This is a genomic window from Streptomyces sp. NPDC056128 (assembly GCF_042263835.1).
Lineage (GTDB): Bacteria > Actinomycetota > Actinomycetes > Streptomycetales > Streptomycetaceae > Streptomyces.
The window spans coordinates 19,099-45,097 of record NZ_JBHJVQ010000022.1 but is presented as its reverse complement, the minus strand read 5'-3'; the positions used below and the strand labels follow the sequence as shown (position 1 = coordinate 45,097).

19 protein-coding genes are annotated in these 25,999 nt (G+C 71.9%); 15 read left to right on the top strand and 4 right to left on the bottom strand.

The genetic code is table 11. From position 1 onward, the window contains the following. Nucleotides 1-54: 54 nt before the first annotated feature. From ACFC1X_RS29545 to ACFC1X_RS29520, 6 genes are all read left to right on the top strand, one after another. Complete coding sequence (locus tag ACFC1X_RS29545) at nt 55-2,301, top strand: MMPL family transporter (RefSeq protein WP_376359147.1); 2,247 nt, start codon at nt 55-57, stop codon at nt 2,299-2,301. Further along, the gene (locus ACFC1X_RS29540) at nt 2,279-2,854 is read left to right on the top strand and encodes a GNAT family N-acetyltransferase (RefSeq protein WP_376359144.1); all 576 of its coding nucleotides are present in this window, start codon (nt 2,279-2,281) and stop codon (nt 2,852-2,854) included. Before ACFC1X_RS29545 ends, ACFC1X_RS29540 begins: the two co-directional genes overlap by 23 nt. A gap of 35 nt (nt 2,855-2,889) precedes the next feature. After that, nucleotides 2,890-3,459: a hypothetical protein gene (locus ACFC1X_RS29535; RefSeq protein ID WP_376359141.1), complete on the top strand. Its 570-nt coding sequence runs from the start codon at nt 2,890-2,892 to the stop codon at nt 3,457-3,459. A 200-nt stretch (nt 3,460-3,659) separates the two neighbouring features. After that, nucleotides 3,660-3,845 carry a hypothetical protein gene (locus ACFC1X_RS29530; RefSeq protein WP_376359139.1) on the top strand — a complete coding sequence of 62 codons (186 nt, stop codon included), beginning with the start codon at nt 3,660-3,662 and terminating at the stop codon, nt 3,843-3,845. A gap of 104 nt (nt 3,846-3,949) precedes the next feature. Next, nucleotides 3,950-7,036, top strand: a complete 3,087-nt coding sequence (locus ACFC1X_RS29525) for an AAA family ATPase (RefSeq protein WP_376359136.1) — start codon at nt 3,950-3,952, stop codon at nt 7,034-7,036. Nucleotides 7,037-7,075: 39 nt separating this feature from the next. After that, nucleotides 7,076-7,276, top strand: a complete 201-nt coding sequence (locus ACFC1X_RS29520) for a DUF6191 domain-containing protein (RefSeq protein ID WP_307015231.1) — start codon at nt 7,076-7,078, stop codon at nt 7,274-7,276. A 6-nt stretch (nt 7,277-7,282) separates the two neighbouring features. Here ACFC1X_RS29520 and ACFC1X_RS29515 read toward each other — a convergent pair whose 3' ends face one another. After that, entirely contained in the window at nt 7,283-8,452 is a 1,170-nt protein-coding gene (locus ACFC1X_RS29515; protein ID WP_376359133.1) for a PQQ-dependent sugar dehydrogenase, read from the bottom strand. Nucleotides 8,453-8,551: 99 nt separating this feature from the next. Next, complete coding sequence (locus tag ACFC1X_RS29510) at nt 8,552-9,550, bottom strand: aldo/keto reductase (RefSeq protein WP_376359130.1); 999 nt, start codon at nt 9,548-9,550, stop codon at nt 8,552-8,554. A 76-nt stretch (nt 9,551-9,626) separates the two neighbouring features. On the opposite strand from ACFC1X_RS29510, the gene ACFC1X_RS29505 reads away from it, so the two are divergent. From ACFC1X_RS29505 to serA, 6 genes are all read left to right on the top strand, one after another. Continuing rightward, nucleotides 9,627-10,568: a 2-hydroxyacid dehydrogenase gene (locus ACFC1X_RS29505; protein ID WP_376359128.1), complete on the top strand. Its 942-nt coding sequence runs from the start codon at nt 9,627-9,629 to the stop codon at nt 10,566-10,568. Between the two features lie 338 nt (nt 10,569-10,906). Next, nucleotides 10,907-13,975 carry a putative bifunctional diguanylate cyclase/phosphodiesterase gene (locus ACFC1X_RS29500; protein ID WP_376359125.1) on the top strand — a complete coding sequence of 1,023 codons (3,069 nt, stop codon included), beginning with the start codon at nt 10,907-10,909 and terminating at the stop codon, nt 13,973-13,975. Nucleotides 13,976-14,218: 243 nt separating this feature from the next. Beyond that, entirely contained in the window at nt 14,219-16,066 is a 1,848-nt protein-coding gene (locus tag ACFC1X_RS29495; protein ID WP_376359122.1) for an acetolactate synthase large subunit, read from the top strand. Between the two features lie 34 nt (nt 16,067-16,100). Further along, a complete protein-coding gene (gene ilvN, locus ACFC1X_RS29490; protein WP_122617626.1) occupies nt 16,101-16,625 on the top strand; it encodes an acetolactate synthase small subunit in 525 nt (174 codons plus the stop codon). A gap of 118 nt (nt 16,626-16,743) precedes the next feature. Further along, nucleotides 16,744-17,742: a ketol-acid reductoisomerase gene (gene ilvC, locus ACFC1X_RS29485; protein ID WP_376359118.1), complete on the top strand. Its 999-nt coding sequence runs from the start codon at nt 16,744-16,746 to the stop codon at nt 17,740-17,742. Between the two features lie 236 nt (nt 17,743-17,978). Further along, complete coding sequence (gene serA, locus ACFC1X_RS29480; protein ID WP_376359115.1) at nt 17,979-19,568, top strand: phosphoglycerate dehydrogenase; 1,590 nt, start codon at nt 17,979-17,981, stop codon at nt 19,566-19,568. Between the two features lie 12 nt (nt 19,569-19,580). Here serA and ACFC1X_RS29475 read toward each other — a convergent pair whose 3' ends face one another. Next, nucleotides 19,581-21,128 carry an MFS transporter gene (locus ACFC1X_RS29475; protein ID WP_376359113.1) on the bottom strand — a complete coding sequence of 516 codons (1,548 nt, stop codon included), beginning with the start codon at nt 21,126-21,128 and terminating at the stop codon, nt 19,581-19,583. Between the two features lie 97 nt (nt 21,129-21,225). On the opposite strand from ACFC1X_RS29475, the gene ACFC1X_RS29470 reads away from it, so the two are divergent. Next, on the top strand, nt 21,226-21,804 hold the full coding sequence (locus tag ACFC1X_RS29470; RefSeq protein ID WP_376359111.1) for a TetR/AcrR family transcriptional regulator: 579 nt from the start codon (nt 21,226-21,228) through the stop codon (nt 21,802-21,804). Here ACFC1X_RS29470 and ACFC1X_RS29465 read toward each other — a convergent pair. Next, the gene (locus ACFC1X_RS29465) at nt 21,785-22,975 is read right to left on the bottom strand and encodes a PucR family transcriptional regulator (RefSeq protein ID WP_376359108.1); all 1,191 of its coding nucleotides are present in this window, start codon (nt 22,973-22,975) and stop codon (nt 21,785-21,787) included. The genes ACFC1X_RS29470 and ACFC1X_RS29465 overlap by 20 nt on opposite strands. 164 nt (nt 22,976-23,139) lie before the next feature. On the opposite strand from ACFC1X_RS29465, the gene ACFC1X_RS29460 reads away from it, so the two are divergent. Together ACFC1X_RS29460 and pruA are read left to right on the top strand one after the other, a co-directional pair. After that, nucleotides 23,140-24,066 (top strand): proline dehydrogenase family protein, encoded by a 927-nt coding sequence (locus ACFC1X_RS29460; protein WP_376359105.1) that lies wholly within the window; start codon nt 23,140-23,142, stop codon nt 24,064-24,066. Nucleotides 24,067-24,113: 47 nt separating this feature from the next. Beyond that, on the top strand, nt 24,114-25,754 hold the full coding sequence (pruA, locus tag ACFC1X_RS29455) for an L-glutamate gamma-semialdehyde dehydrogenase (RefSeq protein ID WP_376359102.1): 1,641 nt from the start codon (nt 24,114-24,116) through the stop codon (nt 25,752-25,754). The last annotated feature ends 245 nt before the right edge of the window (nt 25,755-25,999 follow it).

Below are 25,999 nucleotides of genomic sequence, written 5' to 3'. Positions count from 1 at the left end.
TGGACGACTGCCCCCGGTCAAAGATCCACAATCAGACACCTGGGAGCACGATTCGTGGCAGCCCTCGCACGCTGGTGTGTTCGACGTCGGCTCATCGCCGTCCTGCTGTGGCTGCTCGCCCTCGGCGGCGTGGCCACGGCCGCCACGGTCGCGGGCTCCGCGTACTCCAACGACTACGCGATCCCCGGCACCGACTCCGACCACGCCTCCCGGCTGCTCGCCTCGGGCTTCCCCGGCCTCGACGGCGACACCGACACGGTCGTCTGGCACACCACCGACGGCACCGTCCGCGCCCCCGACGTCGAACAGGCCATGACCGGCACTCTGGAGCGCATCGCGGAGCTGCCCGGGGTGGCCGCGGTGACCAACCCGTACGACGACCCCGACTCGCCCCGGATCAGCGAGAACGCCCGCACCGCGTACGCCACGGTCACCTTCGAGGACGCCTCCCGGGACATCGACGCGGGCGACGCGCGGGCCGTGGTCGAGACCGCCGAGGCGGCCGAGACCGACGGGCTCCGCGTCGAACTGGGCGGCGGCGCCGTCGCGCTCACCGAGTCGGCCGGCAGCCACCTCGCCGAGGCCGTCGGCGTGGCCGTGGCCGCGGTCGTACTGTTCCTCGCCTTCGGTTCCGTGGCCGCGGCCCTGCTGCCCATCGCCACCGCGCTGGTCTCCGTCGGCACCGCCTACGCCGGCATCACGCTCCTCGGTCACTTCATGACCGTCGCCGACTTCGCGCCCATGCTGGGCACCCTCATCGGACTCGGCGTGGGGATCGACTACGCCCTGTTCATCGTCACCAGACACCGGCGCGGACTGAAGCGCGGCCTGTCCGTGACCGAGGCCGCCGCCAGTGCCGTGGCGACCACAGGACGCGCCGTCGTCTTCGCGGGTGCGACCGTTTGCATCGCGCTGCTGGGCATGCTGATCCTCCGGCTCAGCTTCCTCAACGGCGTCGCCGTCGCCGCCTCGCTGACCGTGCTCCTCACCGTCGCGGCCTCCGTGACCCTGCTGCCGGCCCTGCTGTCGTACATCGGCCCGCGCGCCCTGAGCCGGCGCGAGCGGCGCCGCCTCGCGGAGCACGGGCCCGAACCCGAGGTGCCGACCGGGTTCGCCGCCCGCTGGTCGGCCTTCGTCGAGCGGCACCCCAAGCTGCTCGGCGCCGTCGCCCTCGTCGTCATCACCGTGCTCGCGCTGCCCACCCTCGATCTGCGCCTCGGCACCTCCGACCAGGGCAACGACCCCCGCGGCACGACCACCCGCCAGGCCTACGACCTCCTCGCCGACGGCTTCGGCCCCGGCGTCAACGGCCCGCTCACCCTGGTCACCGACGTCCGCGGCGCCGAGGACCGCCTCGCGCTGGACAACCTCGACGCCGCCCTGCGCACCACCGAGGGCGTCTCCTCGGTGACTCCGGTGATGTACAACTCGGCCGGCGACGCCGCGTACCTCACCGTCGTACCCGAGTCGGCGCCGCAGTCCCGGGACACCAGCGACCTCGTCGAGCGGCTGCGCTCCGAGGTGCTGCCGCGTGCCGAGGCCGGCACCGCGCTCGACGTGCACGTGGGCGGCGTGACGGCCGGATACGACGACTTCGCCGAGGTCATCGTCGGCAAGCTGCCCCTCTTCGTCGGCGTCGTCGTCGGCCTGGGCTGCCTGCTGCTCCTGCTCGCCTTCCGCTCCGTCGGCATCCCCCTCAAGGCCGCCGTCATGAACGTCGCCGCCGTGGCCGCCGCCTTCGGCGTGGTCGTGGCGATCTTCCAGTGGGGCTGGGGGAGCGAACTGCTCGGTCTCGGCAGCGCGGGACCGATCGAACCCTTCCTGCCCGTGATCATGGTCTCGGTGCTCTTCGGGCTCTCCATGGACTACCAGGTGTTCCTGGTCAGCCGGATGTACGAGGAGTGGCTGGAGACCGGCGACAACCGCCGTGCGGTCCGGGTCGGGCTCGCCGAGACCGGCCGCGTGATCAACTCCGCCGCCGTCATCATGATCTCGGTCTTCCTCGCCTTCGTGCTCAGCGGCGACCGGGTGATCGCCATGTTCGGCATCGCGCTCGCCGCCGCCGTCGCCCTGGACGCCTTCGTCCTGCGCACGCTGCTGGTGCCCGCCCTGATGCACCTCCTAGGCCGCGCCAACTGGTGGCTGCCCCGCCGCCTGGACGCCGTACTGCCGCGCATCAGCATCGAGCCGCCCGAGTGCCGGGCCGCCCATGAGAGGCTGGCCGCTGCGACGGACGCCGAGGTGGCGGACGTTCTCGCGGAGGAGGAGCGGCAGCGGGATGTACGCGATATCACTGGGTGACGACGGCGCCGAACTGCGCCCACTGGAGACCTGGCACGCCGAGGAGTTCCTGGCCCACCTGGACCGGGGCAGGGACTTCATCACCGAGCACATCCCCTTCGGGGCGAAGGCCACCGACGTCGACTCCGCGCGCGAGGTGCTCCAGGCCTACGCCGACCGGCACGCCGCCGACAGCGGCTTCCTGCACGGGCTGTGGCTGGACGGCAAGCTCGTCGGCGGCCTGCTCTACCGCGTCTTCGACGCCGCCACCGGCGTCTGCGAGATCGGCTGCTGGCTGGAGCCCGCCGGAACCGGCCGCGGCCTGGTCACCCGCGGCGCCCGTGTCCTGATCGACTGGGCCTTCGACGAGCGCGGCATGCACCGCGTGGAGTGGCACGCCTCCTCGGCGAACACCCCGAGTGTCAACGCCGCGCGGCGACTCGGCATGATGCGTGAGGGTGTACTGCGCGAGAGCTTCCCCTACCGGGGTGCCCGCCAGGACATGGAGGTGTGGGCGGTGCTCGCGCCCGAGTGGCGTGAAGCACGCGCGCGTACCGCTCACAAGGATCATTAAGGGACCTCTCAGACAGCGTCCGTACGGTGCGAGGCATGGGAACGAAGACAGTGGACGAGACCGGCGTGAAGACCGAGGACAAGACGGACGCGGTGGCCGAGGCGCCCGAGAATGCGGAGGTCGAGACCGCCGACGCCGTGGACGACGAGGCAGTGGAGGACGACGTCCTGAAGGACGACGCCGTCACCGGTGCCGCCGAGAACGAGGGCCCCACCGGCGTCGGCCAGGGCGCGGGCGCCGTCGTCTCCGCCGGACTGGGCATCGTCTCCCTGACCGGCAGCTGGGTCGGCACCGTGGCCTCCGCGCGCGAGTCGCTGCTCGGCCAGCTCCAGTCGACGTCGACCTCCGACGTCGGCGCGCTGATCGAGAAGGGCTACGGCAACGCCTGGCAGGCCACCGCGATGTGGGGCGGCATCTTCGCCCTGGTCGCCCTGATCGTCGGCGTCGTGGTGCTGGCCCGCCCCGCGTTCGGCGCGCCCGGCCGCCCGCAGGCCCCGTGGATCAAGTCGGTCGCCTGGGCCGGCGTCGCCCTCGGCGTCATCGGACTGCTGCTGGCCGTCCTGAAGTACACGGACATCCTTCTCGGCCTGCCGTCGGCCGGCTGACCGGGCCCTCTGAGGGGTCTTAGGACGTCGGCGCCCACCTGGCGCCGTTCCTAAGACCCCTCACGCACGTCTAAGGCCCCGCCCGCCGCCGAAGATGCGGCACTTACCCGATGTGGCGGACCCCCCTGGGAGACGAAGGTTGAGGCATCGCGGAAAGCGAAGCCGAAACCGGCCTCTCACCAAGGGACAAGGGACACACCATGTTCGAGTACGAGATCCACCAGACCCGTTCCGCCGAACTCATCCGCCGCGCCGACGAGGCCCGGCTGGCCCGCGAGGCCGCCCGGGCCCGTCGCGCCGAGCGCCGTCAGGCCCGGCACGCCGCCGCCGAGACGGAGAGCCATACGCCGCGACAGCGCCGACACCGGTTCGCCCGGGTCGCGTGAACGGGGGGACCGGGGAGGGAGGCCGCACGGCCTCCCTCCCCGCCGTCGTCTCCGTCGCCGTCCCGCCGCCGAAAACCGATGCTCCACTGTCGGACCCGCGTGCGATGCTCTGGTCCGTGGAGACCAGGTCCGTGAGTCCCGTGTTCGTCGGCCGCGCCGGTGAACTGGGCACGTTGAAGGACGCGCTCGGGCGCGCCGACGCCGCCGAACCGCAGGCCCTGCTGCTCGGCGGCGAGGCGGGCGTCGGCAAGACCCGCCTCGTCGAGGAGTTCGCCGCCGCCGCCAGCCGGCAGGGCGCCGTCGTCGCGCTGGGCGGCTGCGTCGAGATCGGCGCCGACGGGCTGCCCTTCGCGCCCTTCTCCACCGCGCTGCGCGCCCTGCGCCGCCACCTGCCCACGGAGCTGGCCGCCGCGGCCGCCGGACAGGAGGAGGAGCTGGCCCGGCTGCTGCCCGAACTGGGCGAGGCCACCCCGGGCACCGGTGGCCGGCACGACGAGGAGAGCATGGCCCGCCTCTTCGAACTCACCGCCCGCCTGCTGGAGCGCGTCGCCGCCCGGCACACCGTCCTCCTCGTCCTGGAGGACCTGCACTGGGCCGACGCGTCCACCCGCCACCTGATCGCCTACCTCTTCCGCACCCTGCGCACCGGCCGCCTGGTGGTCCTGGCCACCTACCGCTCCGACGACATCCACCGCCGCCACCCGCTGCGCCCCCTGCTCGCCGAACTCGACCGGCTGCGCACCGTCCGCCGCCTCGAACTGGGCCGCTTCACCCGCGACGAGGTGGGCCGCCAGATCGCCGGCATCCTCGCCCAGGAACCCGACCCCCTCCAGGTCGACGAGATCTTCGAACGCTCCGACGGCAACGCCTTCTTCGTCGAGGAACTCGCCGTGGCCGCCCACGAGGGCAGTTGCACCGGGCTCACCGACTCCCTGCGCGACCTGCTCCTGGTCCGCGTGGAGGCACTCCCCGAGAGCGCCCAGCGGGTCGCCCGGATCGTCGCCGAGGGCGGCTCCACAGTGGAGTACCGGCTGCTCGCCGCGGTCGCCCGGCTCGCCGAGGACGACCTCATCGAGGCGCTGCGGTCCGCGGTGAACGCCAACATCCTGCTCCCCGCGCCCGACGGCGACGGCTACCGCTTCCGCCACTCCCTGGTCCGCGAGGCCGTAGGCGACGACCTGCTGCCCGGCGAGCGCTCCCGCCTCAACCGCCGCTACGCCGAGGCCCTGGACGCCGAGCCCACGCTGGTGCCCGCGACGGAGCGCGTGATGCGCCTGGCCAGCTACTGGTACCACGCCCACGACGCCGCGAAGGCCCTGCCCGCCGTCCTCGACGCCTCCGTCGAGGCCCGCCGCCGCCACGCCTACTCCGAACAGCTCCGGCTGCTGGAGCGGGCCATGGAGCTGTGGGACTCCGCCCCCAACGACGTACGCGACACGCTGCGCCCCGTCGACTACACCGAGGTCTACCCTCCCTGCGGCTGCGACCCGGCCACCACGCCCCTGCGCTACCTGGACCTGATGGCCGAGGCCGCCGTCGCCGGACGGCTGTGCGGGGAGCGCGAACGCGCGATGAAGATCACCAAGCGGGCGCTGCGGCTCCTGGAGGACGAGCCGGACGCGGGGGCCGGGACGGGCGCGAGCGGCCGGGACCCGCAGCGCGCCGCCTGGTTCTGGACGCAGCGCTCCCTCCTGGTCCAGGCCCAGGGCCGCGGCGACGGCTGGCGCGAGCTGGGCATCGCCCAGGAACTGGTCCGCGGCCTGCCGCCCTCCCAGGTGCACGCCGAGGTCCTCGCCATGGCCGCCAACTGGCAGATGCTGCACAGCCCGGGCCCCGGCGCGGTCACCGCCGCCGAGCGGGCCGTGGAGTACGCGCGCATGGTCGGCGCCGACGACATCGAGCTGAACGCCCGGCTCACCCTCGGCGGCCTGATGGTGGACGCCGGGCACATCGAGGCCGGACTCGCGGAGATGTTCCAGGTCAGAGACTTGGTGGTGGCGCAGGGACGCTCCCCCGCGGTGGCCCGCAGCCACGTCAACCTGCCCTCGACACTGGAGAGCCTGGGCCGGTCCGAGGACGCCATCGGCATCCTGCGTGAGGGCGTCGACCTCACGCGCCGGATGGGACTGCTGGATTCCGAGGCCTGGGTCTGGGGCAATCTCGCCGAGTCACTGATCTCCCTGGGCCGCTGGGACGAGGCGATGCGGGCCGCGGACATGGCCGCTGCCCCCGGCCGGGGCCCCGCACCCCGCGGCGGCGCCGCCCTCAAGCGGGCCGTCGTCAGCCTCGCCCGCGGCGAGCGCGCCGAGGCCGCCCGGCTGCACGCCGAGGCCCGCGCCGCCTACGGCACCCACGACCCGATGCCGCAGCACCACCTGCCGCTGGCCGCCCTCGCTGTCGGCATCGCCGCCGCCGACGGCCGCCTCCCGGACGCCCGCGCCGAACTCGGCCGCGTCCTGGACGCGGGCTTCCCGCCCGGCACCCAGCGCTACGGCTGGCCGCTGCTGCTGTCCGCCGCCGAGGCGGAGGCCGACGCCCGCACGGTGCCGGCCGCCGACGAGGGCCGGGCCGAAGTCCTCGAACGCATCGCGGCCGCCGCCAAGTCCCTCACCACCGGCGTCCCCGTCTGGGAGGCCCACGAGAAGTGGGTCCGCGCCGAACTGCACCGCGCCCGGGACCAGGACACCCCGCAGACCTGGTCGGAGGCGGTCACCGACTTCGAGCGCCTGGAGCGGCCCTACGATCTCGCCCGCGTCCGCCACCGGCTGGCCGGCGCCCTCCTGGCCACCGGCGGCGAGGACGAGCGCGCCCGCGCCACGGACCTGCTCCGCCTGGCCGGCACCGTCGCCGAACACCTCGGCGCGCGCCCGCTGGCCGACGCCGTCGCCCTGCTCGCCCAGCGCGCCCGCCTCACCCTCGGCCACCCCACGGGCCCCGCCACCGCCCCCGCCGATCCGGCCGAGGCCCTGGGGCTTACCGGCCGCGAGCGCGACGTGCTGCGCCTGGTCTCGGACGGCCGCACCAACCGCCAGATAGCCGAGGAGCTGTTCATCTCGCCCAAGACGGCCAGCGTGCACGTCTCCAACATCCTGGCGAAGCTCGGCGTCTCCGGCCGAGGCGAGGCGGCGGCACTGGCCCACCGGCTGGCGCTGTTCCCCGCCGAACGGCTCACGTCCGGTTCGACGGAGTGACGCTTACGCTGTAAGGGACGCCGAACGACGGAGGCACGCGTGTTCAACGCATTCGACGAACTGTTCTCCCCCGGCCGCAAGCACACCCGCGACGAGCAGAACCGCCTGGAGCTGACCCGCGAGGACGTCGGCGACGGCGACCCCGGCCGGGGCCCGATAGACCTCGGCTCGGGCCGGGTCGTCGTCCACCCGCCGCACCCCGAGGAGGCCGCGAAGCCCGCGCCTCCCGAGGAGGAGTGACAGGCCCTAGCTCACCTGCAGCTCCAGGATCCGGTCGTCGTCGCCCTTCGCGTCGCCCCGGCCGTCGGTGTTGCTGGTGACCAGCCACAGCTTGTCGCCGCCCGCCGGTGCCACCGTGCGCAGCCGGCCGTACTCCTCCTCCAGGAACGACTGCGGGTCGGCCGAGGTCTCCGTGCCCTTCAGCGGGATCCGCCACAGCCGCTCGCCGCGCAGCCCCGCCATCCACACCGAGCCCGCCGCGTACGCGATGCCGCTGGGGGAGGCCTCGTCGGTGCTCCACTGGGTCACCGGGTCGTGGAAGCCGGAGCCGCCGCCCTCGCCCTCCGCCTCCGGCCAGCCGTAGTTGTCGCCCGGCTTGATCGCGTTCAGCTCGTCCCAGGTGTCCTGGCCGAACTCCGAGGCGAACAGGCGCTGCTTGCCGTCCCAGGCCAGCCCCTGCACGTTCCGGTGGCCGTAGGAGTACACCGGGGAGTCGGGGAAGGGGTTGCCGGGCGCCGGTTCGCCGTCCGGCGTCATCCGGAGGATCTTGCCGCCGAGGGAGTCCTTGTCCTGCGACAGCCCGGTGTCACCGCTCTCGCCGGTGCCCGCGTAGAGCATCTTGTCGGGGCCGAACGCGATCCGGCCGCCATTGTGGATCACGCCCTTGGGAATGCCCCGGAAGACCGTGTCGGGCGCCCCCAGCTGCTCACCGGCCGGCTTCTTCTCGTCGTACAGCATGCGCACGATGCGGTTGTCCGAGGCGGAGGTGTAGTACGCGTAGATCATGTGGTCCGAGGCGTAGTCGGGGGAGAGCGCGATGCCCAGGAGGCCGCCCTCGCCCGACGGGGAGACCCCGGGCACCTCGCCCAGCTCCGTCTTGTCGCCGTTCTTCTCGGAGACGCGCGTGATGATGGCGTCGTCGCGGGAGGAGACCAGCAGGTCGCCGCCCGGCAGCGGGGCCAGTCCCCAGGGGCTGTCCAGTCCCGTGGTGACCGTACGGAGCACCTTCACGGAGCCCTTCGCCGGCGGCGTCTCCTCGGCGGCAGGCCCCGACGGCGAGGACTGCGCGGTCGTGGTCGCGGGGGAGGCGCTGCCGTCCGTGTCCGACGGGTCCCCGTCGCCGGAGGAGCAGCCGGCCGTCAGCAGGAGGGCGGCGGCGGCCAACACGGCCGACACGGCTCGACGTTGCACGATCATGGTCCCTTCGACGCGGCGGGTTCTTCCCTGTCATACACCGCACGGGCCTTCCAAGTTCCCGATCGCCGCAACCCGAACCCGGGCAGGCCCCCGCGCCGGTCAGTCCCAGGAGCCCCGCGCCGCCGGCAGCCCCCGCACCTCCGCCAGGTCCCGCTCGGTCAGCCGCAGCCCGGCCGCCCCCGCGTTCTCGCCCACCCAGCGCTCCCGCTTGGTGCCCGGCACCGGCACCACATGCCGTCCCTGGGCCAGCACCCACGCCAGCGCCACCTGCGCCGGGGTGACGTCGTCGCCGTGCCGGGCCGCGATCCGGCGCAGGCCGGCCACGATCGGCTGGTTGGCGGCCATCATCTCGGCGGTGAAGCGGGGATGCCGGGCGCGCAGGTCCTCCGGCTCGAAGCCCTGCCCGGGCGTCAGCGTGCCGGTCAGATAGCCGTTGCCCAGCGGCATCGCGGCGAGGAAGCCCACGCCGCGCGAGACGCACCACGGCAGCAGCGTGCGCAGCGCCTCCGGCGACCACACCGACAGCTCGGCCTGCACCGCGCTCACCGGGAAGACCTGCTGCACCCGCTCCAGCTGCCGGACCGTCGCGTCGTGCAGCCGCGCCCCCGGCCGCCGGGCCGACCGCGCGCCGACCGCGCAGAGCCCGAGCGCCCGCACCTTCCCCGCCCGCACCAGGTCCGCCATCGCGCCCCAGGTCTCCTCGACCGGTATCTCGGGGTCGGCCCGGTGCAGTTGGTAGAGGTCGATGACGTCCGTCTGCAGCCGGCGCAGCGAGGCGTCGCAGGCCCGTCGCACATAGCCCGGGCGGCCGTTGGCCACGATGTGCTGCTCGCCCACGAGGAGTCCGACCTTGGTCGACACGAAGGCGTCGGACCGCCGCTCCCGCAACACCCGCCCCAGCAGCAGCTCGTTGGTGAACGGGCCGTACATGTCCGCCGTGTCCAGCAGGGTGGCGCCCAGATCGAGGGCCCGGTGCACCGCCCTGACCGACTCGTCGCCCCGCTGCCGCGACGTGCTGTACGCCCAGTTCATCGGCATGCACCCCAGTCCGACGGCCCCCACCGCGAGCGCCGTCGCGCCGATCGTCCTGCGCTCCACCTGGTCGTGACCCTCCCTCGTCAGGCCACCCAACCTAACCTCTGCCCCTCCGCCTCCCTGACATAGCCTCCTGACCATGACTGCTGACGTGTGGCTGCCCATCCCGCCGGACGAGATCGAGGGCCTCCCCGAGGGCCCCGTGTACCGCCACTGGAACGGCGAGGAGACCTTTCCCGCCGACCCGGCCGACTGCGCGTACTACGTCGTCCCCTACATGAAGCCCAGCGGGATCGGGACCCGCCCGCTGCCCGGCATGCGCTCCGTCCAGGTCGTCCAGACCCTCTCCGCGGGCATCGACCACGTGGAGCCCGGACTCCAGTACCTGCCCCCGGGCGTCCGGCTGTGCAACGCCCGCGGGGTGCACGAGGCCAGCACCGCGGAGCTGACCCTCGCCCTGATCTTGGCGTCCCTGCGCGGCATCCCGGACTTCGTGCGGGCCCAGGACCGGGGCGAGTGGCTCGGCGGGTTCCGGCCGGCGCTCGCCGACCGGAAAGTGATCGTCGTCGGGTACGGATCGATCGGCGCCGCGATCGAGGACCGGCTCGTGCCCTTCGAGGTCGCGCCGGTCGTGCGCGTCGCGCGCTCCGCACGCACCACGGCGCGCGGTCCGGTGCACCCGCTCACCGAACTGCCCGCCCTGCTCCCGGAGGCCGACGTCGTCATCCTCTCCACGCCGCTCACCGAGACCACCCGCGGTCTCGTCGACGCGGAGTTCCTGGCCCGGATGAAGGACGGCGCCCTGCTCGTCAACGTCGCGCGCGGGCCGGTCGTCGACACGAAGGCGTTGCTCGCCGAACTGGAGAGCGGACGCCTCACCGCCGCCCTCGACGTGACCGACCCCGAACCGCTGCCGCCGGGCCACCCGCTGTGGCATGCTCCCGGCATAGTCATCAGCCCGCACGCCGGCGGGCCGACCTCCGCCTTCCTGCCGCGCGCCAAGCGGCTGCTGGTGGACCAGTTGAACCGTTTCGTGAACCAGGAACCACTGCGCAACGTGATCCTGACGACGGGCGCGTAATCCGCTTCCGGTACCCTCCGCAACCCCCCGGATGCGGTGGGTGCGCGCATATCCGCTGGTCGTCACGGAGCGTAGAGAACCTATGTCCCTGAGTGACGATCCTGGTGTATCGTCCGACAGGGGATGCGCCGCGCACCGTTCGGCGCCGGGGATGGACATCTCAGACTGTGAGGGGGGCGACGGGCGATGCACGGCCTATGGACGAACGACCCGACGCGGCGGAGCCGCCGCCGGCGACCCTGGCGCACGACCACGACCGCGCGCAGACGGGGTCAGCACAGCCATCACGCCCAGCGCGGCCCTCACCGCCGCCGGCCGGGCGGCCGCGGGAGGCTCCGGTGAGCCCGCCGCCCGTGCCCACGCTGGACGGAGCGCTGCGCGCGCAGCCGGCACCCGGACCGCTGCTGCCCCGGCCCTCGGCCGCCTCCCGCGGCCCCACCTTCGTCCGCCAGCTCGTGCTGGCCCTGGTCTGCGCGGGCTACGCCGTCGGGTCCGCGCTCGGCTGGGGTTCGGAGTACGCCGCCAAGGTCATGGGCGACTTCGGGCTGAGCGCCGCCGCGGGCGCCGCCGCCGTCTCCTGCTTCCTCTACGCCCGCGGACGCCGCGTCCGTTTCCGACCGGCGTGGCTGCTCTTCGCCCTCTCCTCGGCCATGGCGTCCCTGGGCAACCTGGTCTGGGGGTGGTACGAGGTCGTCCTGCGGGTGCCCGTGCCCAGTCCCAGCTACGCCGACCTGTTCTTCCTGTGCTTCGCGCCGCCCGCCATCGTGGGGCTGCTGGTCCTGGCCAAACGGCCGGTCACCAAGGCCGGCTGGATCTGCCTGGGCCTGGACGCCTGGCTGATCGGCGGCTCGCTGCTGACGCTGGCCTGGAGCCTCGCGCTCGCCCAGGCGGCCAAGGCCGGGGGCGGGTCCAGCGTGGCGCACTCCGCGCTCTCGGTGGCGTACCCGCTGCTCGACATCGCGCTGGTCAGCATGGTGCTGGCGCTGCACTTCAGGCGCTCGCCCGTCTGCCGGTCGGCCGTCAACACCGCCATCGGCGCGCTCGCCCTGACGGTGATGTGCGACGCCCTGTTCACCTCGCCGCTGCTCCACAACAACTACCGCTCCGGCCAGTTGCTCGACGCCGGCTGGTTCGCCGGCTCCCTGCTGCTCGCCTACGCCCCCTGGGCCGCGACCCGGCGCGGACGGACGCCGGACGCGGAGGGCACCGGCGGACACACCCGCGTGGTGCGCGAACACGTGCCCGGACAGCGCGGCTCCGGCCACCCGCAGGTGCCCCCGCCCGTGCCCGTACCGGGCGGTGAGCGAGGGCGCTATCCGGCCGCCCGGCCCATCGCCGGATCCCTGGCCGCGCTCACGCCGTACCTCGCCGCCGCGGTCTGCACCCTGGGCATCCTCTACAACGTGCTCAACGGCCGCAGCGTCGACCGCGTGGTGCTGCTGACCGGCGGCACCGTGGTGCTCGCACTCGTCGTCCGGCAGGGCATCATGCTGCTCGACAACATCGTCCTCACCCAGGAACTGGCCCAGAAGGAGAACCACTTCCGCTCCCTGGTGCAGGGCTCCAGCGACGTCATCATGATCGCCGCGCCCACCGGCATCCTCCGCTACGTCTCCCCGGCCGCCGCCGGTGTCTACGGCCGCCCCGCCGAGGAACTGGTCGGCAGCGAACTGGCCGGGCTCATCCACCCGGAGGACCTCGGCTGCGTGATGCACGAGGTGCGCCGCTTCCTCGCCGCCAGCCCCGTCGAGGAACCGACCGCGCGCATCGAGTGCCGCTTCCGCTCCGGGGACGGCGGCTGGCTCAACGTCGAGTCCACCGTCAACCGCCACCACGGCGGCCTCATCTTCAACAGCCGGGACGTCACCGAGCGCGTGCGCCTCCAGGCCCAGCTCCAGCACAACGCCGAACACGACCCGCTCACCGACCTGCCCAACCGCGCCCTGTTCACCCGGCGCGTCCAGCAGGCCCTCTCCGGCCGCCGCGCCCTGGACCGCGGTGCCGCCCTGCGCGGTACGGCGGTGCTCTTCATCGACCTCGACGGCTTCAAGGGCGTCAACGACACCATCGGCCACCAGGCCGGGGACGAACTGCTCGTACAGGCCGCCCGCAGACTCCACGAGGCCGTCCGCAAGGGGGACACCGCCGCCAGACTGGGCGGCGACGAGTTCGCGGCGCTGATCGTCGGGGACGGGGCCCGGGACCGGGCCGCCCGCGAGGGCCACATCCGCGAACTCGCCGACCGCCTCCGGATGACCCTCTCCCAGCCCTACCTCATCGACGGCAACGATGTCCGTGTCAACGCCTCCATCGGCGTCGCCTTCGCCGAACCGGGCCTCGGCGCGGGCGAGCTGCTGCGCAACGCCGACCTCGCGATGTACCGGGCCAAGGCGAGCGGCAAGGGCCGCGTCGAGCTGTACCGGCCGCAGATGCAGCAGGACGTCGTGCGCAAGGCCGAACTGGCCACCCGGCTGCGGGTCGCGCTGCACGACGGCGAGTTCGCGCTGCTGCACCAGCCCGTGGTCTCCCTGACGGACGGCCGGATCACGTCGGTCTGCGCCCAGGCGCGCTGGCGCTCCTCGCAGGGCGTGCTGTTCACCCCCGCCGAGTTCCTGCGCGTCGCCGAGGACGCCGACAAGACCGCCGAACTGGACCGCTGGGTGCTCCAGGAGGCCGTCGAGCAGGCCGCCGAACGCGCGGCGACCGGCCTGCCGGTCACCGTGGCCATACGCATCGGCGCCCGCCGCCTGCTGGACCGCTCGATGCCGCTGGGTTCCGTGGAGGCCCAGCTGACCCGGCACGGGCTCCCGCCGGGTTCTCTCTTGATCGAGCTGTCGGACATCGACCCACGGGTCGGCCTGGACGAGCTGGACCGCCGGCTGAACGCGCTGCGCAGGGTGGGTGTCCGGATCGCGCTGGACGGCTTCGGCAGCGGCTACGCGGCGATCACCGCGCTGCGGCGCCTGCCCGTGGACGTGCTCAAGCTCGACCGCGGGCTGATCGAGGGCGTCGTGGAGTCGGCGCGGCTGCACAAGATCACCAGTGGTCTGCTGCGCATCGCCACCGACCTCGGGCTGAAGTCCGTGGCCGACGGCGTGGACCTGCCCGAGCAGATCGTCGCCCTGCGCGCGATGGGCTGCACGCACGGACAGGGCATGGCGTTCTCCGGGCCGCTGGACGAGTACCGGCTGCGCAGAGCGCTGGGCACCGGCCACTACCCGGTGCCGCACGGACCGGCCGAACCGGCCTTCGCGGGCGGCGCCAAGGGGGTGTACGGCAAGAGCGTCGGCACCACCGCCACCGCCACCGGCCAGGTCCCCGGCGGACTCCCGTCGGGACTGCCGGCCGTCCTCGGAGGTGGCACGGCACTGCGCTCACATAATGAGACTCCCGTCCCACCCACTTGACAGTGGGTGCGCGCCGGGGGGAGGGTCAGTGCCATGCGCACCCGAATTCTCGTACTTGGAAAGCGCGTCGGCTGAAGCTGGTGACGTCCGGACCACCCGGACTCCCGGCGACCCACACCCGACGCGCTCCCCTCGCTTGCCTTATGGCACGAGGGGTTTTTTGTTGCACAGGCACCCGCCGAGCAGCAGCCGCAGATCGCACGAAACCTCGCAAAAACCCTCAGCATCGAGAAGAGAATGCCGATGACCGAGCAGGCCACCGGGGCCCATCACCCGCAGCCGCGGCCCCGTTCCGGAGGACAGCAGTCCGCCCCCGAGCACGTCACGGGTGCGAAGTCCCTCATCCGCTCGCTTGAGGAGGTCGGGGTCGACACCGTATTCGGCATTCCCGGCGGCACGATCCTTCCCGCCTACGACCCGATGATGGACTCCAGCCGGGTGCGCCACGTGCTGGTCCGTCACGAGCAGGGCGCGGGCCACGCCGCCACCGGTTACGCGCAGGCCACCGGCAAGGTCGGCGTCTGCATGGCCACGTCAGGACCCGGCGCCACCAACCTGGTGACGCCGATCGCCGACGCCAACATGGACTCGGTGCCGCTGGTCGCGATCACCGGCCAGGTCGTCTCCAAGGCGATCGGCACGGACGCCTTCCAGGAGGCGGACATCGTCGGCATCACGATGCCGATCACCAAGCACAGCTTCCTGGTCACCAAGGCCGAGGACATCCCGAAGACGATCGCCGAGGCGTTCCACATCGCCTCGACCGGCCGTCCGGGACCGGTCCTCGTCGACATCCCGAAGGACGTGCTGCAGACGCGGACGACCTTCTCCTGGCCGCCCGCCACCGACCTGCCCGGCTACCGCCCGGTCACCAAGCCGCACGCCAAGCAGATCCGCGAGGCCGCCAAGCTCATCTCCGCCGCGAAGCGCCCCGTGCTCTACGTCGGCGGCGGCGTACTCAAGGCCGGCGCCACCGCCGAGCTGAAGGTCCTCGCCGAACTCACCGGAGCGCCCGTCACCACCACCCTGATGGCGCTCGGCGCGTTCCCCGACAGCCACCCGCTGCACGTGGGAATGCCGGGCATGCACGGTGCGGTCACCGCCGTCACCGCGCTGCAGAAGGCCGACCTGATCGTCGCCCTCGGAGCCCGCTTCGACGACCGCGTCACCGGCAAGCTGGACAGCTTCGCCCCGTACGCCAAGATCGTCCACGCCGACATCGACCCGGCCGAGATCGGCAAGAACCGCGCCGCCGACGTCCCGATCGTCGGCGACGCCCGCGAGGTCATCGCCGACCTCGTGCAGGCCGTCCAGAAGGAGCACGACGAGGGCAACAAGGGCGACTACACCGCCTGGTGGAAGGACCTGAGCCGCTGGCGCGACACCTACCCGCTGGGCTACGACCAGCCCGAGGACGGCTCGCTCTCCCCGCAGCAGGTCATCGAGCGCATCGGGCAGCTCGCGCCCGAGGGCACGATCTTCGCGGCCGGCGTCGGCCAGCACCAGATGTGGGCCGCGCACTTCGTCCAGTACGAGAAGCCCGCCACCTGGCTGAACTCCGGCGGCGCCGGAACCATGGGGTACGCGGTCCCGGCCGCCATGGGCGCCAAGGCCGGCATGCCCGGCAACGCGGTCTGGGCGATCGACGGCGACGGCTGCTTCCAGATGACCAACCAGGAACTGACCACCTGCGCCCTGAACAACATCCCGATCAAGGTCGCCGTCATCAACAACGGTGCCCTCGGGATGGTCCGCCAGTGGCAGACCCTGTTCTACAACCAGCGGTACTCCAACACCGTGCTCCACTCCGGCCCGGAGGACGTCAACCCGGACGCCCGCGGCACCCGCGTCCCCGACTTCGTGAAGCTGTCGGAGGCCATGGGCTGCTACGCCATCCGCTGCGAGGACCCCGCCGACCTCGACAAGGTCATCGAGGAGGCGAACTCCATCAACGACCGGCCCGTCGTCGTGGACTTCATCGTCCACGAGGACGCGATGGTCTGGCCGATGGTCGCCGCCGGCACCTCCAACGACGAGATCATGGCCGCCCGGGACGTCCGCCCGGACTTCGGCGACAACGAAGACGACTGAGAGCCGTCAGGACTTCAAGCAGAGGAAGCAGACCATGTCCAAGCACACGCTCTCCGTCCTGGTGGAGAACACCCCCGGCGTCCTCGCCCGGATCACCGCCCTCTTCTCCCGCCGCGGCTTCAACATCGACTCGCTCGCCGTCGGCGTCACCGAGCACGCGGACATCTCCCGCATCACCATCGTGGTGAGCGTCGAGGACTTCCCGCTGGAGCAGGTGACGAAGCAGCTCAACAAGCTCGTCAACGTGCTCAAGATCGTCGAGCTGGAGCCCGCCCAGGCCGTCCAGCGTGAACTCGTTCTGGTGAAGGTGCGCTCCGACAACGAGACGCGCTCCCAGATCGTCGAGATCGTCCAGCTGTTCCGCGCCAAGACCGTCGACGTCTCCCCGGAGGCCGTCACCATCGAGGCCACCGGCAGCAGCGACAAGCTGTCCGCCATGCTCAGGATGCTGGAACCGTACGGCATCAAGGAGCTCGTCCAGTCCGGCACGATCGCCATCGGCCGCGGCGCCCGTTCGATCACGGACCGCTCGCTGCGCGCACTCGACCGGTCCGCATAACGACGGCGACGGGCGGCCGGTCCCACGACCGGCCGCCCGTATGCCGAGACCCCGAAACTTCCCTTCCCCCCACCGGCATACGGTGGGACGCAACACCTGCACACAAGGAGAGAACCCAGTGGCCGAGCTGTTCTACGACGCCGACGCCGACCTGTCCATCATCCAGGGCCGCAAGGTCGCGGTCATCGGCTACGGCAGCCAGGGCCACGCCCACGCCCTGTCGCTGCGCGACTCCGGCGTCGACGTGCGCGTCGGTCTGCACGAGGGCTCGAAGTCCAAGGCCAAGGCCGAGGAGCAGGGCCTGCGCGTGGTGAGCCCGTCCGAGGCCGCCGCCGAGGGCGACGTCATCATGGTCCTCGTCCCGGACCCCATCCAGGCCCAGGTCTACCAGGAGCACATCAAGGACAACCTGAAGGACGGCGACGCGCTGTTCTTCGGTCACGGCCTCAACATCCGCTACGGCTTCATCAAGCCCCCGGCCGGCGTGGACGTCTGCATGGTCGCCCCCAAGGGCCCGGGCCACCTGGTGCGCCGCCAGTACGAGGAGGGCCGCGGCGTTCCCTGCATCGCCGCCGTCGAGCAGGACGCCTCGGGCAACGCCTTCGCGCTGGCCCTGTCGTACGCGAAGGGCATCGGCGGCACCCGCGCCGGCGTCATCAAGACGACCTTCACCGAGGAGACCGAGACCGACCTCTTCGGCGAGCAGGCCGTCCTCTGCGGTGGCACGGCCGCGCTGGTCAAGGCGGGCTTCGAGACCCTGACCGAGGCCGGCTACCAGCCGGAGATCGCCTACTTCGAGTGCCTCCACGAGCTGAAGCTGATCGTGGACCTCATGTACGAGGGCGGCCTGGAGAAGATGCGCTGGTCGATCTCCGAGACCGCCGAGTGGGGCGACTACGTCACCGGCCCGCGGATCATCACCGACGCCACCAAGGCCGAGATGAAGAAGGTCCTCGCCGAGATCCAGGACGGCACCTTCGCCCAGCAGTGGATGGACGAGTACCACGGCGGTCTGAAGAAGTACAACGAGTACAAGAAGCAGGACTCCGAGCACCTCCTCGAGACCACCGGCAAGGAGCTGCGCAAGCTCATGAGCTGGGTCGACGAAGAGGCGTAGGTCCTCTCGCCCCGTGCCGGCGCCCGCGTACCGGGCGCCGGCACGGGGCGTTGGCCGACCTGTCCAACCCCTTCCGGGTGATCCTTCCGCAGAGGCGCAGGACGACGTCCGCCACGCCACTAGACTGCTGAACACATACGCGTCAGGCCCACAGCGTCGTGCGTCTTCCACGCGGCTCAGCGACACCGAATGCGGCCGTCGGGACGGCCGTCCGCATTGGACTTGTAAGGACTCACGTGAGCTCGAAACCTGTCGTACTCATCGCCGAAGAGCTGTCGCCCGCGACCGTGGACGCGCTCGGCCCCGACTTCGAGATCCGCCAGTGCAACGGCGCGGACCGGGCCGAACTGCTCCCCGCCATCGCCGACGTGGACGCGATCCTGGTCCGCTCCGCCACCAAGGTCGACGCCGAGGCCATCGCCGCCGCCAAGAAGCTCAAGGTCGTCGCCCGGGCCGGCGTCGGCCTGGACAACGTCGACGTCTCCGCCGCCACCAAGGCCGGCGTGATGGTCGTCAACGCGCCGACGTCCAACATCGTGACCGCCGCCGAGCTGGCCTGCGGCCTGATCGTCGCCACCGCCCGCAACATCCCGCAGGCCAACGCCGCGCTGAAGAACGGCGAGTGGAAGCGCAGCAAGTACACCGGCGTCGAGCTGGCCGAGAAGACCCTCGGTGTCGTCGGCCTCGGCCGCATCGGCGCCCTCGTCGCGCAGCGCATGTCGGCCTTCGGCATGAAGGTCGTCGCCTACGACCCCTACGTGCAGCCCGCGCGGGCCGCGCAGATGGGCGTCAAGGTGCTGTCGCTGGACGAGCTGCTCGAGGTCGCCGACTTCATCACCGTCCACCTGCCCAAGACCCCCGAGACCCTCGGCCTGATCGGCGACGAGGCGCTGCGCCGGGTCAAGCCGAGCGTCCGCATCGTCAACGCCGCGCGCGGCGGCATCGTCGACGAGGCGGCGCTGTACTCGGCGCTCAAGGAGGGCCGCGTCGCGGGCGCCGGCCTGGACGTGTACGCCAAGGAGCCGTGCACGGACTCGCCGCTGTTCGAGTTCGACCAGGTCGTCGCCACCCCGCACCTCGGCGCCTCCACCGACGAGGCCCAGGAGAAGGCCGGCATCGCGGTCGCCAAGTCGGTCCGCCTCGCCCTCGCCGGTGAGCTGGTCCCGGACGCGGTCAACGTCCAGGGCGGTGTCATCGCCGAGGACGTCAAGCCGGGTCTGCCGCTCGCCGAGCGCCTCGGCCGGATCTTCACCGCGCTCGCGGGCGAGGTCGCCGTCCGCCTCGACGTCGAGGTCTACGGCGAGATCACCCAGCACGACGTGAAGGTGCTGGAGCTCTCCGCCCTCAAGGGTGTCTTCGAGGACGTCGTCGACGAGACGGTGTCGTACGTCAACGCCCCGCTGTTCGCCCAGGAGCGCGGCGTCGAGGTCCGGCTGACCACCAGCTCGGAGTCCCCGGAGCACCGCAACGTGGTCACGGTGCGCGGCACCCTCGCGGACGGCGAGGAGGTGTCGGTCTCCGGCACGCTGGCCGGCCCGAAGCACCTCCAGAAGATCGTCGCCGTCGGTGAGTACGACGTCGACCTCGCCCTCGCCGACCACATGGTCGTCCTGCGCTACGAGGACCGTCCCGGCGTCGTCGGCACCGTCGGCCGCGTCATCGGCGAGGCCGGCATCAACATCGCCGGCATGCAGGTCGCCCGTGCGACGGTCGGCGGCGAGGCGCTGGCCGTGCTGACCGTCGACGACACGGTGCCCTCCGGGGTCCTGGCGGAGGTCGCGTCGGAGATCGGCGCGACGTCCGCCCGGTCGGTGAACCTGGTCTGAGGAACCGCGTCCTCAAACGCCGGACGGGCTGAGTCGGTCAGCCTGTTCGGCGTTTTCCGTGGGCGCTTCCGGACGCACCCTGATGTGCCGCAGTCCCCTCGCCGCCAGCCCCGCGGCCGCCAGGAGCACCAGCGCCCCCGCGAGCGCGGCGCCCCGCATGCCGTCGGTGAACGCCTCGCGTGCCGCCGTCGCCAGGACGTCTCCCGCGCGCCCGGGCAGTTCGGCGGCGACGGCCAGCGCGCCGCCGAGGGTCTCCTGGGCCGGAGCGGGTGCGTCCGACGGCATGCCGTGGCGGTAGACGGCCGTACCGATGGAACCGAGGGCGGCCATGCCCATCGCGCCGCCGAACTCGGTGCCCGTTTCGAGCAGTGACGAGGCCGAGCCCGCCTTCTCGACCGGCGCCGAGCCGAGCGCCAGGTCGGTGAGCTGGGACATCACGATGACGATTCCGGCGGCGAGGACGCCGCACGCGGTCAGCACCAGCCACAGCGAGTCGGTACCGGCCAGGGCCATCAGCACGTAACCGACCGCCGCCGTGCCGAAGCCGGCCGTCACGACGTACGCGCGCTCGACACCGCGCTGGACCAGCTGGGCGGCGACCGGTGCGGCGACGCCGATGAGCACCGACGGCAGCAGGCTCCACAGCGCGGCCTCCAGCGCGCTCTTGCCCAGGACCGACTGAAGGTACTGGGTGGAGAAGTACGCGGAGCCCATCATCCCGAAGGCCGACACGGTGTTGAGGACCAGCGCCGGGGTGAAGCCGTGGCCGCGGAAGAGGGCCGGCGAGATCATCGGCGAGGCCGACGTGCGCTGACGGTGCACGAACAGCGCCGCGAACAGCAGGCCGACGGTGATCGAGACGACGTAGCGGACGTTCCAGCCCTCGGAGGGCAGTTCCTTCAGGCCGTAGACGACGGGCAGCACGGCCGCCATCGACAGCGGGACGCTCAGCAGGTCGAAGCGGCCGGGGGAGGGGTTGCGGGACTCGGGGAGCAGCAGCGGGCCGAGGATCAGCAGCAGGGCCATCGCCGGCAGGTTGACCAGGAAGACCGAGCCCCACCAGAAGTGCTCGACGAGGACGCCGCTCATCACCGAGCCGAGCGCGATCCCGGCCGTCATCACCCCGGACCACAGCCCGATCGCCTTCGCCCGCTGGGAGGGGTCGGTGAACATCGTGCGGACCAGCGCCATCGTCGACGGCATCAGGGTGGCGCCGCCGATGCCGAGGACCGCGCGGGCCGCGATCAGCGTCTCGGCGGTGTGGGCGTAGGCCGCGAGCAGGGAGGCGGCACCGAAGGCCGCCGCACCCACGAGGAGCAGCCTGCGCCGGCCGATGCGGTCGCCCACCGCACCCATGGTCATCAGCAGCCCGGCGAGCACGAAGCCGTAGATGTCGAAGATCCACAACTGCTGGGTGCCGGTGGGGTCCAGGTCCGCGCTGATCTCCGGGACCGCGAAGTAGAGGACCGAGACGTCCATCGAGACCAGGAGCAGCGGAAGCATGAGCACGGTCAGCGCGGTCCATTCGCGACGGCCGGCCCTGGGTGGGTTCGTTGTCATGACGAGGACTGTACGCACGTCTTATACGGTTGTCTAGAACGACCGTATAGAACAATCGTATAGGACAGACGTATAGGGAGCCCGGTAAGGTGGCGCCATGGGACACCGTGAGGATCTGCTGGAGGGCGCCCAGCGCTGCCTGCTCGCCAAGGGGTTCGTGCGCACCACGGCCCGCGACATCGTCAAGGAGTCGGGGACCAACCTGGCCTCCATCGGCTACCACTACGGGTCGAAGGACGCGCTCCTCGCGCAGGCGTACGTGGCGATGGTCGAGAACATGTCGGAGGCGTTCGACGGCGAGGTCGGCGGCGAGCCCGGCTCGTTGGAGCGGTTCACCTCGGCGTGGGCGAACATCATCGGCACCATGCGGCAGCCGGGCTCGATGTGGCGCCTGAGCATGGAGATCGTGGCCCTGGGTGATCAGCTGCCGGAGGTCCGCGACCATCTGGCGCGCGCCCAGCGCGACGGCTCGCGCGGCTTCGTCGCCCTGTTCACGGGCGCCCGCGAGGAGGACGTGCCGGACGACGTGATCGACACGCTCGGCGCGTTCTACACGACCTTGATGATGGGCCTCATGGCGCAGTGGACCTTCGATCCGAAGGGCGCTCCCGAGGCCGCCCAGCTCACCGAGGGCCTGCGGCAGGTGATGGACGCCGCTACAGGCGGTGCGCCTTGAGCGCCATGTGCAGCAGCAGCCGGTCCTCCCCGTCGTCCAGGTCCAGGCCGGTGAGCTGCTCGACGCGGGAGAGGCGGTAGTACAGGGTCTGGCGGTGGATGCCCAGCTCGGCGGCGGCGCGGCCGGCCTGGCCCGCGCAGTCGAGGTAGATCTCGGCGGTGCGGACCAGCTCCCGGTGGGCGGGGGAGAGCAGGACCCGCAGGGCGGGGTCGTGCGCGGACCGCGGGGGCAGCGCGGTCAGCAGGCGGAACGCCCCGATGGACGTCCACTCCGCGACCGGACCGAAGCGGGACTCCGCGCGTGCCGCCCGCGCCGCCGCCGACGCCTCCCACCAGGCCGCCCCCAGCTCCGCCAGTCCCGACCGCGGCGCGGAGACCCCGGCCGCGATCCCGCCGCCACGGGCCCGTTCAAGGAGCCGGCCCGCCGCCGAGGTCGCCGGGGTCAGCACGTCCGCCGAGCGCAGCCGCACCAGCAGGGCCAGCGACTCGCCCGCGGTACCCCACGGCACCGTGCACAGCGCCGTCGCCGCCGGCACCGTGCGGACCGAGGGTGCGTCCTCGGGATCGGCCGACGGCCAGGGCGCCACGCAGACCACCGCGTGCAGGGCGTCCGCCCGGGCGCCCAGCGCGGTGCGCAGTTCCGCCACCGCCATGTCCCGCTGCCAGTCCCGCTCCGCGGTCAGCACCGCCCGCAGCTCCCGGCTCAGGTCCGCGCCGTGCTGCGCCTCGTCCGCGAGCAGCGCGCCGATCCGGGTGGTCACGGCCATGGCCGCGGTCAGCTGCCGCTCCGTCGGACCGGGGTCGGTGTCCAGGAGCCACACGTAGCCGAGGACCACGCCCCGATGGCGTACCGGCAGACAGGTGCGACCCCGGTACACCCCCGCCTCCGGGGTCGGCGGGATGCGGACCGGGCCGGTGGCGCGGGTGATGCCGAAGCCCTCGAACCAGGCCCGGACGGCCGCGGTGGAGCGCCGGGTCAGGATCGAGCGGGTGCGCACCGGGTCCAGGGCGGAGGGGTCGAGGTCGCCCTCGCTGTCGTAGGCACCGAAGGCGATCAGCTCGAAGTCGCGGTTCTCCAGGGTCGCCGGGGCGCCCAGCAGCTCGGAGATCTCGTCGACCAGCTCCTGGTAGTCACCCTTGGAATCCGTCGTCACCCGGGCATTCTGCCGCATTTGCGCGCCGCTTTCATACACATGTCTGAGATCTGCGGCACGGATGCGTGACAGCTGTCGATGGCCGACGATCGGGGGGATCCTTAGATTTCACGGTGGTTCTCCGTGCCGTCCCCCGCTCGTCGGGCTACGGCCTCGTGTTGGTTGGTAAGTGGAGGTGCCCCGTGCTGGGTCCCGTGATTCTCGCCGCGTCGCGCAGCGACCGGATGCGCCGGCTGGTGTCGGCCGCGCCCGTGACCAAGCCGGTCGTCGACCGGTTCATCCCCGGCGAGACGGTCGACGAGATCGTGCCGATCGTCCGGGACCTGACCGACCAGGGCCTGGAACTGACGATGGACGTCGTCGGCGAGGACATCACGAACCCCGCGCAGGCCGAGGCCGCCCGCGACGCCTACCTGGAGCTGGTCGACCGGCTGAAGCCGCTCGACCTCGGCACCCGCGCCGAGATGTCGGTGAAGCTGTCGATGTTCGGCCAGGCGCTGGACGGCGGCCACGAGCTGGCCCTGAAGAACGTCCGCCCGGTCGTCGAGGCCGCCGCCGAGATCGGCACCACGGTCACCCTCGACGCCGAGGACCACACCACCCTCGACTCGATGTTCGCCATCCACGAGGAGCTGCGGAAGGACGTCCCGCAGACCGGCTGCGTCATCCAGTCCTACCTCTTCCGCACCGAGGCCGACGCGCGCCGCCTCGCCGACAGCGGCAGTCGCGTACGGTTGGTGAAGGGCGCCTACAAGGAGCCCGCAGAGGTCGCGTACCAGCAGCGCCACGAGATCGACAAGGCGTACGTCCGCGTCCTGCGCACCCTGATGGAGGGCGACGGCTACCCGATGATCGGGTCGCACGACCCGCGCCTGATCTCCATCGGCCAGGAGCTGGCCCGCACCGCCGGGCGAAAGCTCGACGAGTACGAGTTCCAGATGCTGTACGGCATCCGCGGCGACGAGCACCTGCGGCTGGCCGCCGAGGGCCACCGCATGCGCGTCTACACCGCCTACGGCACCGACTGGTACGGCTACTTCATGCGCCGTCTGGCGGAGAAGCCGGCGAACCTCCGGTTCTTCGCCCGCTCGATGGTCAGCAAGGGCTGAGCCCGCACCCGCTCGCAAGACCCGCTCAGTAAGGAGTAACGGAAACCATGGACGCTGTGACCCAGGTCCCCACCCCCGTCAACGAGCCGGTGCACGGCTACGCGCCCGGTTCGCCCGAGCGTGCCCGTCTGGAGGTCAAGCTCAAGGAGCTGGCCGACAACCCGGTCGACCTGCCCTGCACCATCGGCGGCGTCAAGCGGATGGGCGGTGGCGAGCGCTTCGACGTCGTGCAGCCGCACAACCACAAGTCCCGCCTGGGCACCTTCGCGAACGCCACCCAGCAGGACGCCCAGGACGCGATCGACGCCGCCCTGGCCGCGGCCCCCGCGTGGCGCGCGATGTCCTTCGACGACCGCGCGGCGATCATCCTGCGCGCCGCCGAGCTGCTGTCCGGCCCGTGGCGCGAGACCATCGCCGCCTCCACGATGCTCGGCCAGTCCAAGACGGCCCAGCAGGCCGAGATCGACAGCCCCTGCGAGCTGATCGACTTCTGGCGCTTCAACGTCCACTACGCCCGCAACATCCTGGCCGAGCAGCCCCCGGCCAACTCCCAGGGCGTGTGGAACCGCATGGACCACCGCCCGCTGGAGGGCTTCGTCTACGCGATCACGCCGTTCAACTTCAGCGCGATCGCGGCCAACCTGCCCACCGCCCCGGCCCTCATGGGCAACGTGGTGGTCTGGAAGCCGTCCCCCACGCAGACCCACGCCGCCGTGCTGCTGATGCAGCTACTGGAGGAGGCCGGGCTGCCCAAGGGCGTCATCAACCTCGTCACCGGTGACGGCATCGAGGTCTCCAAGGTCGCCCTGGAGCACCGGGACCTCGCCGGCATCCACTTCACCGGCTCGACCAAGACCTTCCAGCACCTGTGGAAGACGGTCGGCAACAACATCGAGAAGTACCGCACCTACCCGCGCCTGGTCGGCGAGACCGGCGGCAAGGACTTCCTGGTCGCCCACCCGAGCGCCGACCGCGCCGTGCTCAAGACCGCGCTGACCCGCGGCGCCTTCGAGTACCAGGGCCAGAAGTGCAGCGCCACCTCCCGCGCGTACATCCCGGCGTCCATCTGGAACTCCGGCTTCAAGGAGGAGTTCGCCGCCGAGGTCGACTACCTCACCATGGGTGACGTCACCGACCTGTCGAACTTCGTCGGCGCCGTCATCGACGCGCGGTCCTTCGCCAAGAACAAGGCCGCCATCGACCGCGCCAAGGCCGACGAGACCTGCACGATCGTCGCGGGCGGCTCCTACGACGACTCGGTCGGCTACTTCGTCCGCCCGACCGTCGTCGAGTGCACCGACCCGGAGAACGAGGTCTTCCGCACCGAGTACTTCGGCCCGTTCCTCGCCGTGCACGTGTACGACGACAGCCGGGACGAGGCGTACGACGAGATGCTGACCCAGATGGAGTCGGTCTCCGACTACGCCCTCACCGGCTCGGTCGTCTCGAACGACCGCGCGGCGGCGGCGTACACGATGGAGAAGCTGCGCTACGCGGCCGGCAACTTCTACATCAACGACAAGTCCACCGGCGCCGTGGTCGGCCAGCAGCCCTTCGGCGGCGGCCGTGCCTCCGGCACCAACGACAAGGCCGGCGCCCCGCAGAACCTGATGCGCTGGACGCTGACCCGCGCCATCAAGGAGACGCTGGTCGCGCCGACCGACTACACGTACCCGCACATGGGCTGACGCCCTGTGAGTGACGCCCGGGGGGCCAGGTCGACCGACCTGGCCCCCCGGGCGTTTTCGCAGTTCGGGGGCGTGTGACCGAGGGCACCGTCTCAGATAGTAGGAAGTCCGAGTAATTGTGGAGACAGACGCTCCGCACTCCCTTAGCTTGGTAGGAGCCGAACGTCCCGCTCGATCGAGCGGATGGCGGTCGTGAGCCGGGCCCCGCGCAGGCAACCCCTGCGGCACCGTGCTCCCCGCCCCTT

Excerpts from the sequence above, each read along its gene's own strand:
- ACFC1X_RS29540 (WP_376359144.1), top strand. The coding sequence starts at position 2,279 with ATGTACGCGATATCACTGGGTGACGACGGCGCCGAACTGCGCCCACTG.
- ACFC1X_RS29535 (WP_376359141.1), top strand. The coding sequence starts at position 2,890 with ATGGGAACGAAGACAGTGGACGAGACCGGCGTGAAGACCGAGGACAAG.
- ACFC1X_RS29530 (WP_376359139.1), top strand. The coding sequence starts at position 3,660 with ATGTTCGAGTACGAGATCCACCAGACCCGTTCCGCCGAACTCATCCGC.
- ACFC1X_RS29525 (WP_376359136.1), top strand. The coding sequence starts at position 3,950 with ATGCTCTGGTCCGTGGAGACCAGGTCCGTGAGTCCCGTGTTCGTCGGC.
- ACFC1X_RS29515 (WP_376359133.1), bottom strand. The coding sequence starts at position 8,452 with ATGATCGTGCAACGTCGAGCCGTGTCGGCCGTGTTGGCCGCCGCCGCC.
- ACFC1X_RS29505 (WP_376359128.1), top strand. The coding sequence starts at position 9,627 with ATGACTGCTGACGTGTGGCTGCCCATCCCGCCGGACGAGATCGAGGGC.
- ACFC1X_RS29495 (WP_376359122.1), top strand. The coding sequence starts at position 14,219 with ATGACCGAGCAGGCCACCGGGGCCCATCACCCGCAGCCGCGGCCCCGT.
- ilvN (WP_122617626.1), top strand. The coding sequence starts at position 16,101 with ATGTCCAAGCACACGCTCTCCGTCCTGGTGGAGAACACCCCCGGCGTC.
- ACFC1X_RS29475 (WP_376359113.1), bottom strand. The coding sequence starts at position 21,128 with ATGACAACGAACCCACCCAGGGCCGGCCGTCGCGAATGGACCGCGCTG.
- ACFC1X_RS29470 (WP_376359111.1), top strand. The coding sequence starts at position 21,226 with ATGGGACACCGTGAGGATCTGCTGGAGGGCGCCCAGCGCTGCCTGCTC.
- ACFC1X_RS29465 (WP_376359108.1), bottom strand. The coding sequence starts at position 22,975 with ATGCGGCAGAATGCCCGGGTGACGACGGATTCCAAGGGTGACTACCAG.
- pruA (WP_376359102.1), top strand. The coding sequence starts at position 24,114 with ATGGACGCTGTGACCCAGGTCCCCACCCCCGTCAACGAGCCGGTGCAC.